We start from the raw sequence: 12,678 nt of genomic DNA, 5'->3' as shown, positions 1-12,678 counted from the left end.
AGTGTAGGGCGCGCCGCGGAAACATTCGAGGGCGAAACGTTCCAACGCGTCGCAACGCGCGGGAGCCCCGACGTTCAATGCAACAGCTGCCCTCAGCCTCCGGCCATGGTGCGGACGGCCGCGGTGAAATCGCTGGCGAAGCCCGTCATGTCGAACAGACTGCTGTTCTCGCGCCGTCGTGCCAGCTCCGCACGCAGCCAGGACAAGGCCTGCGGGTCACGGCCCAGCGCGACTGCACTGGCGAGGAAGGCTTCGTCGCTGTCGACATTCATCGCCGGCAGGTCCAGGTGATGGTTGAGGCTGCCGGCCACGCGCGCGGCGAAGGTGTCGCCCGGCCGCGTCAGGACCGGGCAGCCCGCCCACAGCGCGTCGGAGGCGGTGGTGTGCGCGTTGTACGGCGCGGTGTCGAGGAACAGGTCGGCATGTTGCAGGCGCGCCATGTATTCGGCGTGCGGCTGTTTCGCCATGAACACCAGCCGCTGCGGATCCACGTCTTGCGCACGCGCGAATTCGCGCAGGCGCTCGTCCGCGCGCCCCGGGCCCGAGAGCAGCCACAGCACGCTGTCGGGCACTTCGCGCAGCACCGCCAGCGCCCGCCGCATGCTGTGCGGATTGAGCTTGTAGCTGTTGTTGAAGCAGCAGAACACCACGCCGTCGTCGGGCAGCCCGCAATCCGCGCGCGATGGCGCAGCGGGGATCGCGCGCGCGGTGTCGCTGGGCTGGAAGCAACGCGGCAGGCGCACCACGCGTTCGCTGAAATGCGGCGCGAGCGCATCGGGGAGCACAAAGCCGTCCGCGAGCACGTAGTCGATCCAAGGCGCGCCCGAGGTGCCGGGGTAGGCGAGCCAGTTCACCTGCACCGGTGCGGGCCGCATCGCCAGCACTTCCGGCGCGCCACCGCCGCCCCAGCCGCGCAGGTCGAAGAGCACGTCGATCCCGGTCGCGCGGATGCGCTGCGCCACCGACTGATGCGGCAGGCCCGCCACATCGTGTAGTTGCGCTGCAGTCTGCAGTCGTTGGCGTACCAGGCTGCCGTCGTCGGAATTCAGCGCGAACAGATGGATGTCGAGCGCATCGTTTGCGCGCAGCGCCTCGAACAACGCCACCGTCAGCAGCCCGGTCGGGTGCGCGCCGAAGCCGTTGGAGAGAAAGCCCACGCGCGGACGCGCCGCCGGATCGCGCTGCGGTGCCGGCGGCAGCGGAAGCACCGATGATGCGATCGCCGATGCGCGCAGTCGGGCACATTGGAGTTGTTCGGCCGCGCTCGAATCCTCGCTGAGAAACGCGAACGGCTCGACCATCGCCTGGCCTTGCGCGACCGCGCTGCGCACTTGCGTCGCGAGCGCATCGAGATCGCGCCAATCGCACAGCTTGCGGCGCCAGGCGAGCAGGTAGGCGGCGATCTGCGGCTCGTCGGGGGCGAGGGCATGCGCCCGTGCGTAGGCTTCGGCGGCGGCTTCCGCTTCGCCGGTGTCTTCGAGTACATGGCCGAGCCACACGGCGATGCCCGGATGCCGCGGCGCATTCGCGGCGGCGGCGCGCAGGCTGTCGGCGGCTTCGCGGCGCAGGTTCTGCATCCATTGGGCACGGCCCAGTCGGGCCAGCGCTTCGGGATGGCCGGGTTGCAAGGCCAGTGCGCGGCGCGCGGCGGCTTCGCCTGCTCGCGCGTCACCGGCGTCCAGCTCGGCCTCGCTCAGAACGATCCACGCCATCGCGTTGCCGGGCTCACGCTGCACCAGGGCGCGCAAGTGCTCGCGTTGGTACGCCGGGTCGTTCAAGGCGTGGTCGCCGCGGCCTTGGCGAACGACAGGCTGTACCACTGCGTTTCTTCTTCGTGCCAACCCGCGGCGCGGTACAGCGCGCGTGCCGGTGCGTTGTCGCGCGAGGTTTCCAGCATCAGGCCGGCCGCGCCCTGTGCCCGCACGAAGGCCGCTGCGCCATCGAGCAGTGTTCGCGCGACGCCGTGCCGGCGCGCGCCTTCATCGACGTAGAGATCGTTGAGAACCCACAGCCGCGCCGTGCGCACCGAAGAGAACATCGGATAGAGCTGGGTGAAGCCGGCGACGCGGCCTTCCAGCTCGGCGATCAGGACGGTGGATTCGCCGCGCGAGAGACGCTCATGCAGGAAGTCGCGCGCCCGCTGCAGATCACCGGGTTGCTGGTAGAAGCGGCGATACGCATCGAACAGTGGAGCGATCGCATCCAGGTCGTCGAGCGTGGCGCGGCGAAGAGTTGTGCCCATGGTGCTTGCAGTCCGTGGAAGCTGGGTCGCGAGAGCCTGCATCGTAACGGGGACGCGGCTGGCTGCGCATGGCCGCTCGCTCAGGCGATCAGCCGCTCACGCGCCTTGGGTAAGCCGCGCCAGCTCGTCGGCCTGATTTTCCTGCTGCAGGCGGTCCACCAGCGCTTCGAGATTGCCTTCGATCACGTTGGGGAGGTCGTACAGCGTCAGGCCTTCGACGCGGTGGTCGGTGATGCGGCCTTGCGGGAAGTTGTAGGTGCGGATGCGCTGGCTGCGGTCGCCGCTGCCGACCTGCAGCTTGCGCGTTTCCGCCTGCGCGGCGGCGGCCTTGGCGGCCTGCGCCTCGGCGATGATCGCGGACAGGCGCTTCATCGCCTTGTCGCGGTTGGCGTGCTGGCTGCGCTCGGTCTGGCTCTCCACGACTATGCCGGTGGGCACGTGGGTGATGCGGATCGCCGACTCGGTCTTGTTGACGTGCTGGCCGCCGGCGCCGCTGGAGCGGAAGGTGTCGACCTTCAGGTCGGCCGGATTGATTTCGATCGGCTCGCCTTCGCTTTCCACCGGAATGATCGCCACCGTCGCCGCCGAGGTGTGGATGCGGCCTTGCGATTCGGTCGCCGGCACGCGTTGCACGCGGTGCGTGCCGGACTCGAACTTGAGACGCGAATACGCACCGCGTCCCTCGACGCGGGCGATGACTTCCTTGAAGCCGCCGTGCTCGCCGGGACTGGCGGATTCGACTTCGACCTTCCAGCCCTGGCGTTCGGCGTAGCGCGAATACATGCGGAACAGATCGCCGGCGAAGATCGCCGCCTCGTCGCCGCCGGTGCCGGCGCGCACTTCCAGATAGATGTCGCCCTCGTCGCGCGGGTCCTTCGGGATCAGATGCGCGAGCAGCTCGGCGTCGAGCACTTCCAGACGCTGGTGGGCGCTGGCGATTTCCTCTTCGGCGAGTTCGCGCAATTCCGGGTCGCCGCGCATCGCTTCGGCGGCGGCGAGGTCGCGCTTGGCCTCGACTTCGGCGTGCAGGGCGTTGGCCACGGGTTCGAGCTGGGCGAATTCACGCGAGAGCTTGCGGAACTGGTGGGTGTCGCCTATTACGCCGGGATCGGCGAGCAGGCGTTCGAGTTCCTCGCGGCGTTCGGCCAGGGCTTCGAGTTTGCGGCGCAGGCTGGGAGTCATCTGAGAAGAGGCGAATGAAGGGAGGGAGGGCGAAAGGATCGCGTAAGCGCGCTAACCCTCTCGTTCCTCACTTCTCTTCACTGGCTCTTCGATCACGGGAAACAGCTTGTCCGCCGCACGTGCCAGATCCGCATTGCCGCTCAGCGCGGCTTCGCGCAAGGCGATGGTGGGCGCGTGCAGAAGCTTGTTGGTCAGCGTGTGCGCGAGGAAATCGAGCACGGCTTCGGGATCGCCGCCGGACGCGAGTTGCTGTTTCGCCCTGGCCAGCGCATCGGCCTTGGCCGCCTCGCCGTGTGCGCGCAGGCGCTTGAGCGGCTCGGTGCGGGTGCTGGCGCCGAGGGTCTCGATGTAACGCGCGACCTGCAGCTCGACGATGGCTTCGGCTTCGTTGGCGGCTTCGCGACGGCTGCGGCGATTGTCCTCGATGGCGCGTTCGAGGTCGTCGACGGTGTAGAGGAAGATGTCTTTCAGCTCGGCCACGTCGCTGGCGATGTCGCGCGGAACCGCGAGGTCGAGCAGCAGCATCGGCCGATGCCGGCGCGAGGCGAGGGCCGTCGCCACTTGCGCCTTGTGCAGGATTGGATCGCGTGCGGCGGTCGCGGAAATCACCACGTCCGCTTCGGCCAGGTGGCGATCGAGCTCGGTGAGCGCCAAGGCGTAACCGCCGTGCCGCGTGGCGAGGTCTTGTGCGTGGGCGAGAGTGCGATTGGCAATAAGCAGACGCTTGGTCTTGGCCTGGACCAGATGACGCGCGGCCAGTTCAATGGTTTCGCCGGCGCCGATCAGCAGCACCGTGGAATCGTCCAGGCGCGCGAACGATTCCTGCGCCAGGCGCACGGCGGTGGAAGCCACCGAGACCGGATTCGCCCCGATGCGGGTGTCGGTGCGCGCACGCTTGGCGGTGGCGAAGGCCTGTTGGAACAGGCGGTCGAGCTGATTGCCCAGCGCACCCGCCGAACGCGCGGTGGCCCAGGCGTCCTTCACCTGGCCGAGGATCTGCGGTTCGCCCAGCACCAGCGAATCCAGCCCCGTCGCGACGCGGAATAGGTGCCGCACCGCTTCGGCATCCGCGTGGCGGTACAGATAGGCGTGCAGGTCGCCGGCGTCGTCGGGGTGCGTGGCCAGCCAGTCGGCCAGGGCGTTGCCGTTGTCTTCGGCAACCGCGTACAGCTCGGTGCGGTTGCAGGTGGACAGCAGCGCCACTTCGTGCACCGAAGGCAACGCGCGCAGCGCATCGAGCGCCGCGGGGATCGCGTCGCCGGAGAAGGCCACCCGCTCGCGCAGGCTGACCGGCGCGGTTTGATGGTTGATGCCGAGTACGAGGAGGCTCATGTCATGAGCTAAAGCGGCACGTGGCCGTTCAGGGGCTTGCGTTAAGCTGGCTCGAGAAGGCCGCCATTCTACCGGCCGCAGCCTGCGCAGGTTTTCCCTTGGCGAATTCATCGCGTTCCATTCATGTGCTCATGTGCGCCCTGCTGCTGGCGGGGGCGCCCGCGTGGGCGGCGAAAAAGCCCAACCGGGCGGCCGCCGACGATACCGTGCGCGCGCTGGAGCCGACGCTGGCAGGGGAATTCGCGCTGCAGGCCGGCAAGCTGGACGAGGCCGCCAAGTCCTATCTGGAAGCCGCCCGCGCCGGCAACGACGCGACTCTGGCCGAACGCGCTACCCGCATCGCGCTGTTGGCGAAGGACAACCAGCGGGCCGCCGACGCGCTGGCGCTGTGGCGCAAGCTGGGCGGCGACGAGCAGTCGCAGACCGCCGCCGAAGCGACCCTGGCCCTGCGCCGCGGCGACGAGCGCGCGGCGCGGCGCCAGTTGAATGCGCTGCTGGCCTCGCCGCAGGACGGTGGCTGGCAGCAGGTCGTCGGCGTGCTGAGCGTCGGCGCGCGCGATCCGGAGCAGTCGGCGCGCCTGCTCGGCCAATTGCTCGAGGACGGGCACATGCCCGACAAGCTGCAGGCCTGGCTCGCCTTCGGCGGCCTGGCGCAGAAGCTCGACCAGACGGCGCTGGCCGCACGCATCGTCGACGAGGTCGTGTGTCGCTTCCCGGGCGAACCGCGCGTGGCGCTGCTTCGCGCCAGCCAGTTGCGCCAGGCCGGCAAGCCGGATGAGGCGCGCAAGGTCCTGACCGCGCTCGACCCGGCGATGCTGCAGGTGCCGGAGCTGCGCATGGCGGTGGCGGCCGAATACGACGAACTCGGCGACTTCCATGCCGCATCCGCCACGCTCGCCAAGGGCCCGCAGGACGACCAGACCTACGCCCTGCGCGCCTCGCTGCTCGCGCGCGCCGAAGACAAGACGGCGCTGACCGCGCTCTATGAAGAATTGCGCCGCGACGCGGCCAAGCCGGACCCTTCGCGCCGGCTGCTGCTCGGCCGCATCGCCGAATTCCTCGAACGTTTCCCCGAAGCGCTCGACTGGTATCGCGGCGTGCCCGGCGGCGAACAGCGTTGGCCGGCGAAGCTGCGCGCGGCCAACGTGCTGCACGAACTCAAGCGCAATCCGGAGGCCGAGCAGACGCTGCACGATCTGCAGGCGGACGCGGCCGCGCCGGAGGAGGCGCGACGCGACGCGTACATTCTCGAAGCGGACCTGCGCAACAAGGACAAGGACGGCAAGGGCGAACTCGATGCCTTTGCCCGCGGCCTGGCGGCGTTTCCCGATGATCCCGACATCCTCTACGCGCGTGCGCTGGGCTGGGAGCGTCGCGACGACATCCCGCGTGCCGAAGCCGACTTCCGCAAGATCCTCGTCGCCGATCCCGACAGCACCGCGGCGCTGAATGCATTGGGCTACACGCTCGCCGACCGCACCACGCGCTTTCAGGAGGCGCTCGAACTGATCGATCGCGCCCGCACGGCCGAGCCGGACAACGCCGCGATCATCGACAGCTACGGCTGGGTGCTTTATCGCCTGGGCCGCAAGGACGAGGCGCTGACCGAATTGCGGCGTGCGTTCTCGCTGCAGAAGGATCCCGAGATCGCCTCGCACGTGGGCGAAGTGCTGTGGGTACTCGGCCGCAAGGACGAGGCGCGGCGCTACTTCGACGAGGCCCGCAAGCTGGATCCGGAAAACCGGGCGCTGAAGCGGGCGCTGGAGAAGATCGGCGAATGAGTGGGCACACGCTTCGTCGCGCGCTGTGGTCGGTCGTTGCGCTGTGTGCGCTTGCGGGCTGCGCCACGCGGCCAGTGGCGCCGGCCTTGCCGGATCTCACCGGCGCGGCGCGCACGCAGGCCGAAGCGGGCCAACGTGCGCGTGAGCAGACGCTGTCGGGATACGCGCAGTGGTCGTTCAGCGGTCGGATCGCGGTATCGGTCGGGTCCAAGGGCGGCAGCGGCCGCATCGACTGGAATCAGGACGGCGCCGCTTACGAGGCCGCGCTCAGCGCACCGGTGACGCGCCAGAGCTGGCGCCTGATCGGCGACACGCATCATGAAGCCGCGCGCCTGGAAGGACTGGAAGGCGGGCCGCGCGAAGGCGAATTCGCCGAGGATCTGTTGGAAGAGGCGACGGGCTGGCGGATTCCGGTGAACCAGATGCCCGATTGGGTGCGCGGCATCGCGATGCCGCTGTCCGGCGCGCCGCCGCAGACCGCCTATGGCGCGGATGGGCGCCTGCGCAGCATCGAGCAGCTTGGCTGGAAAGTGGAGTACCAGGAGTGGATGCCGGCACAGGGCGCGCGACCCGAACTGCCCCGGCGCATCCTGGCGCGCAGCGGGCAGGCGACCGTTCGCCTGATCGTCGACGAGTGGGAGCTTCCGGCGCGATGACTGCGCTCGAAGTACCGTCCGGCTGGACCCTCTGGCCCGCGCCGGCCAAGCTCAACCTGTTCCTGCGCATCACCGGTCGGCGCCACGACGGATACCACGAGCTGCAGACGGTGTTCCGGCTGCTGGATTGGGGCGACACGCTGCGGCTGCGGGTTCGGGATGACGGTCTGGTCGTTCGCCATGGGACCTCAGTGGCCGGGGTCGCCGAGGCCGATGACCTCACGGTTCGTGCGGCGAAATTGCTGCAATCTGTCGCCAATTGCGCCAAAGGCGCAGATATCCTCATCGAAAAGCGCATCCCGGCCGGTGGCGGCTTCGGCGGCGGCTCATCCGATGCGGCGACGGTCCTAATCGCGCTGGACGCGCTCTGGGGCCTGCGGCTCGGCACCGAGCGTCTAGCCGAGCTGGGTCTAAAACTGGGCGCAGATGTCCCGGTGTTCGTCCGCGGCCACAATGCCTGGGCCGAAGGCGTGGGCGAGCGCCTGGAGCCGATCGATCTGCCGCCGGCCTGGTATGTGCTGGCCGATCCCGGGGTTCATTCCCCGACCGCGGCACTTTTCCAAGCATCTGATTTGACGCGGAATGCAGCGCCCGCGAGAATATCGGACTTCGTTTCGGGAACTGGGCTCGGGAACGCATTCGAGCCGGTCCTGCGCGCGCGCGAACCGGCCGTGGAGGCGGTGTTCGCAGTGCTGGCGCAGATCGGCACGCCGCGATTGACCGGGTCGGGCAGCGGCTGTTTCGTCGAATTCGCCACGCGCGAATCCGCCGAGGCGGCGCTGGCAGCGTTGCCGCCGGGCGTGAAGGCCTGGGTGGCAGCGGGAGCGGCAAGGTCGCCGCTGCTGGATGCGCTCGACGCGATGGCTGCCGGTTCACGGGAACCGTAGCCGAAGGTTTTCAGCGCAGGGGCGTCGCCAAGTGGTTAAGGCACCGGGTTTTGATCCCGGCATTCGTAGGTTCGAATCCTTCCGCCCCTGCCATTTCCTGCGGTTGAAATCGAAAGTAAGTCACCCGTAGTCCCCCACCACCGCCACGGTCAGAGCGAAGCGGAGAGATTCACGTGCAGAACGATCGCAACTTGCTGGTATTCAGCGGCAATGCCAACCGCGCGCTCGCCGAATCGGTGTGCAAGGAACTCGGCATCCGCATGGGCAAGGCCCTGGTCAGCCGTTTCTCCGACGGCGAGGTGCAGGTCGAGATCGAGGAGAACGTGCGCCGGCAGGAAGTGTTCGTCATCCAGCCGACGAACGCCCCCAGCGCCGAGAACCTGGTGGAGCTGCTGGTCCTGATCGACGCGCTCAAGCGCGCATCGGTGTCCAGCGTGACCGCGGTGGTGCCGTACTTCGGTTATGCACGCCAGGATCGCCGCCCGCGTTCGGCGCGCGTGCCGATCACGGCGAAGGTGGTGGCGAAGATGTTCAGTTCGGTCGGTGCCGACCGCGTGCTGACGGTTGATCTGCACGCCGACCAGATCCAGGGCTTTTTCGATCTTCCGGTCGACAACGTGTACGCCTCGCCGCTGCTGCTCGCCGACATCTGGCGCGCGCACGGCACGGACAACCTGATCGTGGTTTCGCCGGACGTCGGCGGCGTGGTGCGTGCTCGCGCCATCGCCAAGCGACTGGACGATGCGGACCTGGCGATCATCGACAAGCGCCGTCCGCGCGCCAACGTCGCCACGGTGATGAACATCATCGGCGACGTGTCGGGCAAGGTCTGCGTGCTGGTCGACGACATCGTCGATACCGCCGGCACCCTGTGCGCCGCCGCTGCCGCCCTCAAGGCGCAAGGTGCGCTCAAGGTCGTCGCCTACTGCACCCATCCGGTGCTGTCGGGCGCGGCGATCGACAACATTACGAAGTCGCAGCTCGACGAGCTGGTGGTGACCGACACCATCCCGCTCAGCGCTGCGGCCAAGGCCTGCGGCCGCATCCGCCAGCTCAGCGTCGCCGAGCTGCTCGCGGAGACGATCCGCCGTATCGCCTTCGGTGAATCCGTCAGTTCGCTCTACGTGGACTGACACGGGCTTCGGCCCAAAACCGCTCACCTGGTCGCGGGTGAGTGGCATCGCCGCCGCGAGGCGGTTTCATTGCAAGCTAAAGTGAGTAACGACAATGTCTGAACACAAGATCTCGGCCACTGGCCGCGAAGCTGCAGGGAAGGGTGCGAGCCGCCGCCTGCGTCGCGCCGCCAGCATTCCGGCCGTTCTGTACGGCGCCAACGCCGCTCCGCAGAGCATCCAGCTCGACCACGAGAAGACCTGGCTCGCCAGCCAGAACGAGTGGTTCTACTCCTCGATCCTGAGCCTCGATCTCGACGGCAAGGTGCAGAAGGTTCTGCTGCGCGACATCCAGCGCCATCCGTACAAGCAGATCATCATGCACCTGGACTTCCAGCGCGTTGACGAGAACCAGGCCCTGCGCGCCAAGGTGCCGCTGCACTTCCTCAACCAGGAAAAGTCGCCGGCCGGCAAGACCGCGGGCGTCGTGATCACCCACGAGCTCAACGAAGTCGAAGTCAGCTGCCTGCCGAAGGATCTGCCGGAGTTCGTCGAAATCGACCTGAGCAACCTGGCCGTCGGTGGCATCGTCCACCTGTCGGAACTGAAGCTGCCCAAGGGCGTGGAAATTCCGGAACTCAAGCTGGGCAAGGAACACGACGTCGCCGTCGTGATCGCCAAGCACGGCAAGGAAGAGGCGGTCGACGCGGCTGCTCCGGAAACGGCCGAAGTGCCGGCCGCCAAGGTCGCGAAGAAGGAAGAGAAGTAATCGTGGCTGCCCGGCGCGCTTCGCGGCGCGCCGGTGCGATGCGAATTACTCGCTTCATCGATGGCAGGCTTGCGCCTCATCGTCGGGCTGGGCAATCCCGGACCCGAGCATTCCCGGACCCGGCACAACGCCGGGTTCTGGTTTGTTGACGCCCTGGCAGAGAAATTCGGCGGGCGTTTCGGCCTGGAATCCAAGCTGTTCGGCGAAACCGCGAAAGTGGAGATCGCCGGCCAGAACGTGTGGCTGCTCAAGCCGGCCACCTTCATGAATCTCTCCGGCAAGTCGGTCACCGCGGCCCTGCGCTACTGGAAGATCGAGCCGGAAGAAGCGCTGGTCGCGCACGACGAACTCGATTTGCCCGCGGGCACGCCGCGCCTCAAGTTCGACGGCGGCGCCGGCGGCCAGAACGGCATTCGCGACATCATGCGTCTGCTGGGCCATGGCAAGTTCGCGCGGCTGCGCATCGGCATCGGCCATCCCGGCCACAAGGACCGGGTGACGCCGTGGGTGCTGGGCAAGCCTGGCCGCGACGACGAAGCCGCGATCCTGCGCGCGATCGACGAGGCCATGGATGTGTTGCCGCTCGCGGTGTCGGGCGATTTCAACGAAGCAATGAAGCGGCTCAATACCCAGAAGCCGTGATTGGTGATTGCTGATTCGCGATGGGCAGGTGCGCGCCTTCGACGAATCAGCAATCACGAATCACGAATCACGGATTTAACCCATGGGCATCAAATGCGGCATCGTCGGCCTGCCCAACGTCGGCAAGTCGACCCTGTTCAACGCGCTCACCAAGGCGGGCATCGCTGCGGCCAATTTTCCGTTCTGCACGATCGAGCCGAACGTCGGCGTCGTGCCGGTGCCCGACCTGCGCCTCAATGCGCTGAGCGACATCGTCAAGCCGCAGAAGGTGATTCCCACTGCGGTGGAATTCGTCGACATCGCCGGCCTGGTCGCCGGTGCGGCGAGCGGTGAAGGCCTGGGCAACAAGTTCCTCGCGCATATCCGCGAAGTCGATGCGATCACGCACGTCGTGCGTTGCTTCGAGCATTCAGACGTCATCCACGTCGCCAACAAGGTCGATCCGATCGCCGACATCGAAACCATCGATACCGAGCTGGCGCTGGCCGATCTGGAATCGGTCGAGAAGGCGCTGCAGCGCGCCGAGCGTTCGGCCAAGACCGGCGACAAGGACGCGAAGGCGCGCGTGGAAGTGCTTGGCCGCGTCCGCGCCGGCCTCGATGCCGGCAAGCCGGCGCGCGCGCTGGGCCTGTCCGAGGACGACCGGGCGATGGTGCGCGATCTGTTCCTGCTCACGCTCAAGCCGGTGATGTACGTGGCGAACGTGCTGGAAGACGGTTTCGAGGGCAATGCGCATCTGGACGCGGTGCGCGCACGCGCGGTGGGCGAGGGTGCCGAGGTGGTGCCGGTCTCCGCCGCGATCGAAGAAGAGCTGAGCCAGCTCGACGATGCCGACCGCGACGCCTTCCTCAAGGATCTGGGCCTGGACGAGCCGGGCCTGAACCGGGTGATCCGCGCCGCCTACAAGCTGCTCGGCCTGCAGACCTATTTCACCGCCGGCGTGAAGGAAGTGCGCGCCTGGACGGTCAAGGCAGGTTCCACCGCGCCGCAGGCCGCCGGCGTCATCCACAGCGACTTCGAGAAGGGCTTCATCCGCGCCGAGACGATCGGCTACGACGACTTCATCAAGTACAAGGGCGAATCGGGTGCCCGCGACGCCGGCCGCCTGCGTCTGGAAGGCAAGGAATACCGCGTCCAGGAAGGCGACGTGCTGCATTTCCGCTTCAACGTTTAGTTCTGGCGCGGGGCGCGACCCCTGCGTCGTGCCAGCGGGCTTGCGAAAAATTTGTTGCGTGAATGCGTTGACTTCCTAGAGGAGCCTCACCAAAATAGCGGGCTCTTTGGAGGGATACCCAAGCGGCCAACGGGGGCAGACTGTAAATCTGCTGGCTTACGCCTTCGGTGGTTCGAATCCACCTCCCTCCACCAACTTCCAGCACATCGGAAGGCGGTGGAAGTAACATGCAACACCCGGATGCCTTACCAGCAGCCGGCGCTTCAAAGGCAGTACGTTCCAACCCGGCTTGCTGAAATGGCTAGATCCGGCGCGGGAGTAGTTCAATGGTAGAACTGTAGCCTTCCAAGCTACTAGCGCGGGTTCGATTCCCGTCTCCCGCTCCATTGAAGTCGGCTCCAAGTACGTACTGCCTGCACAACCTGCTCACGTAGCTCAGTCGGTAGAGCACCTCCTTGGTAAGGAGGAGGTCGATGGTTCGATTCCATTCGTGAGCACCATCTCTCTGGCTCCGCCTCGGCGGGGCCTGTACCGGACCCCGCCCTGCGGGGTTTTGTCACGTCCCCATTTCCCCGCAGTACAACGAGAAGCGACAGCCATGGCAAAGGGTAAGTTCGAGCGCACCAAGCCCCACGTAAACGTCGGCACGATCGGCCACGTGGACCACGGCAAGACCACGCTGACGGCAGCGCTGACGAAGGTGGGCGCGGAACGTTTCGGCGGTGAGTTCAAGGCCTATGACGCGATCGACGCGGCGCCGGAAGAAAAGGCGCGCGGCATCACGATCTCGACGGCGCACGTGGAATACGAAAGCCCGAACCGTCACTACGCGCACGTGGACTGCCCGGGCCACGCCGACTACGTGAAGAACATGATCACCGGTGCCGCTCAGATGGACGGC

Annotated in this window: 12 protein-coding genes and 4 tRNA genes; 12 read left to right on the top strand and 4 right to left on the bottom strand. The window is 67.3% G+C overall.

Going from position 1 to position 12,678, the window contains the following annotated elements:
- Nucleotides 1-92 precede the first annotated feature (92 nt).
- The 4 genes from ACYVJ8_RS10765 to hemA all read right to left on the bottom strand — a co-directional run bounded on the left by ACYVJ8_RS10765 (nucleotide 93) and on the right by hemA (nucleotide 4,756).
- Nucleotides 93-1,820 carry an O-linked N-acetylglucosamine transferase, SPINDLY family protein gene (locus tag ACYVJ8_RS10765; protein ID WP_460712198.1) on the bottom strand — a complete coding sequence of 576 codons (1,728 nt, stop codon included), beginning with the start codon at nucleotides 1,818-1,820 and terminating at the stop codon, nucleotides 93-95.
- Nucleotides 1,775-2,242 (bottom strand): GNAT family N-acetyltransferase, encoded by a 468-nt coding sequence (locus ACYVJ8_RS10760; protein ID WP_460712196.1) that lies wholly within the window; start codon nucleotides 2,240-2,242, stop codon nucleotides 1,775-1,777. Before ACYVJ8_RS10760 ends, ACYVJ8_RS10765 begins: the two co-directional genes overlap by 46 nt.
- Nucleotides 2,243-2,338: 96 nt before the next feature.
- Entirely contained in the window at nucleotides 2,339-3,424 is a 1,086-nt protein-coding gene (gene prfA, locus ACYVJ8_RS10755) for a peptide chain release factor 1 (RefSeq protein ID WP_460712194.1), read from the bottom strand.
- Nucleotides 3,425-3,475: 51 nt separating this feature from the next.
- On the bottom strand, nucleotides 3,476-4,756 hold the full coding sequence (hemA, locus tag ACYVJ8_RS10750) for a glutamyl-tRNA reductase (protein WP_460712192.1): 1,281 nt from the start codon (nucleotides 4,754-4,756) through the stop codon (nucleotides 3,476-3,478).
- Nucleotides 4,757-4,887: 131 nt separating this feature from the next.
- Between hemA and ACYVJ8_RS10745 the strand changes: the two genes are divergently transcribed.
- The 12 genes from ACYVJ8_RS10745 to ACYVJ8_RS10690 all read left to right on the top strand — a co-directional run.
- Entirely contained in the window at nucleotides 4,888-6,537 is a 1,650-nt protein-coding gene (locus ACYVJ8_RS10745) for a tetratricopeptide repeat protein (protein WP_460712190.1), read from the top strand.
- Nucleotides 6,534-7,193 carry a lipoprotein insertase outer membrane protein LolB gene (lolB, locus tag ACYVJ8_RS10740; RefSeq protein WP_460712188.1) on the top strand — a complete coding sequence of 220 codons (660 nt, stop codon included), beginning with the start codon at nucleotides 6,534-6,536 and terminating at the stop codon, nucleotides 7,191-7,193. Before ACYVJ8_RS10745 ends, lolB begins: the two co-directional genes overlap by 4 nt.
- Complete coding sequence (gene ispE / locus ACYVJ8_RS10735; protein WP_460712186.1) at nucleotides 7,190-8,080, top strand: 4-(cytidine 5'-diphospho)-2-C-methyl-D-erythritol kinase; 891 nt, start codon at nucleotides 7,190-7,192, stop codon at nucleotides 8,078-8,080. Before lolB ends, ispE begins: the two co-directional genes overlap by 4 nt.
- A gap of 17 nt (nucleotides 8,081-8,097) precedes the next feature.
- A tRNA-Gln gene (locus ACYVJ8_RS10730) sits at nucleotides 8,098-8,173 on the top strand.
- Nucleotides 8,174-8,253: 80 nt separating this feature from the next.
- Nucleotides 8,254-9,213: a ribose-phosphate diphosphokinase gene (locus ACYVJ8_RS10725; RefSeq protein ID WP_460712184.1), complete on the top strand. Its 960-nt coding sequence runs from the start codon at nucleotides 8,254-8,256 to the stop codon at nucleotides 9,211-9,213.
- A gap of 94 nt (nucleotides 9,214-9,307) precedes the next feature.
- Nucleotides 9,308-9,961 (top strand): 50S ribosomal protein L25/general stress protein Ctc, encoded by a 654-nt coding sequence (locus ACYVJ8_RS10720; RefSeq protein ID WP_460712182.1) that lies wholly within the window; start codon nucleotides 9,308-9,310, stop codon nucleotides 9,959-9,961.
- A 60-nt stretch (nucleotides 9,962-10,021) separates the two neighbouring features.
- Entirely contained in the window at nucleotides 10,022-10,603 is a 582-nt protein-coding gene (pth, locus tag ACYVJ8_RS10715) for an aminoacyl-tRNA hydrolase (RefSeq protein ID WP_460712180.1), read from the top strand.
- An 82-nt stretch (nucleotides 10,604-10,685) separates the two neighbouring features.
- Nucleotides 10,686-11,777 (top strand): redox-regulated ATPase YchF, encoded by a 1,092-nt coding sequence (gene ychF / locus ACYVJ8_RS10710; protein ID WP_460712178.1) that lies wholly within the window; start codon nucleotides 10,686-10,688, stop codon nucleotides 11,775-11,777.
- 108 nt (nucleotides 11,778-11,885) lie between these two features.
- A tRNA-Tyr gene (locus ACYVJ8_RS10705) sits at nucleotides 11,886-11,971 on the top strand.
- Nucleotides 11,972-12,089: 118 nt separating this feature from the next.
- Nucleotides 12,090-12,163: transfer RNA gene (locus ACYVJ8_RS10700), tRNA-Gly, on the top strand.
- A 38-nt stretch (nucleotides 12,164-12,201) separates the two neighbouring features.
- Nucleotides 12,202-12,277, top strand: a tRNA-Thr gene (locus ACYVJ8_RS10695).
- A gap of 98 nt (nucleotides 12,278-12,375) precedes the next feature.
- The coding region (locus tag ACYVJ8_RS10690; protein WP_460712159.1) for a GTP-binding protein at nucleotides 12,376-12,678 on the top strand (303 nt) is incomplete at its 3' end.

The sequence above is a fragment of the Lysobacter terrae genome (assembly GCF_054782215.1).
The sequence above is the reverse complement of the archived record's forward strand: the minus strand, read 5'-3'. Positions and strand labels throughout refer to the sequence as shown.

What these genes read in the sequence shown, in the direction of transcription:
- ACYVJ8_RS10760 (WP_460712196.1), bottom strand. Translation starts at nt 2,242, where the DNA reads ATGGGCACAACTCTTCGCCGCGCCACGCTCGACGACCTGGATGCGATC.
- prfA (WP_460712194.1), bottom strand. Translation starts at nt 3,424, where the DNA reads ATGACTCCCAGCCTGCGCCGCAAACTCGAAGCCCTGGCCGAACGCCGC.
- hemA (WP_460712192.1), bottom strand. Translation starts at nt 4,756, where the DNA reads ATGAGCCTCCTCGTACTCGGCATCAACCATCAAACCGCGCCGGTCAGC.
- ACYVJ8_RS10745 (WP_460712190.1), top strand. Translation starts at nt 4,888, where the DNA reads ATGTGCGCCCTGCTGCTGGCGGGGGCGCCCGCGTGGGCGGCGAAAAAG.
- lolB (WP_460712188.1), top strand. Translation starts at nt 6,534, where the DNA reads ATGAGTGGGCACACGCTTCGTCGCGCGCTGTGGTCGGTCGTTGCGCTG.
- ispE (WP_460712186.1), top strand. Translation starts at nt 7,190, where the DNA reads ATGACTGCGCTCGAAGTACCGTCCGGCTGGACCCTCTGGCCCGCGCCG.
- ACYVJ8_RS10720 (WP_460712182.1), top strand. Translation starts at nt 9,308, where the DNA reads ATGTCTGAACACAAGATCTCGGCCACTGGCCGCGAAGCTGCAGGGAAG.
- pth (WP_460712180.1), top strand. Translation starts at nt 10,022, where the DNA reads ATGGCAGGCTTGCGCCTCATCGTCGGGCTGGGCAATCCCGGACCCGAG.
- ychF (WP_460712178.1), top strand. Translation starts at nt 10,686, where the DNA reads ATGGGCATCAAATGCGGCATCGTCGGCCTGCCCAACGTCGGCAAGTCG.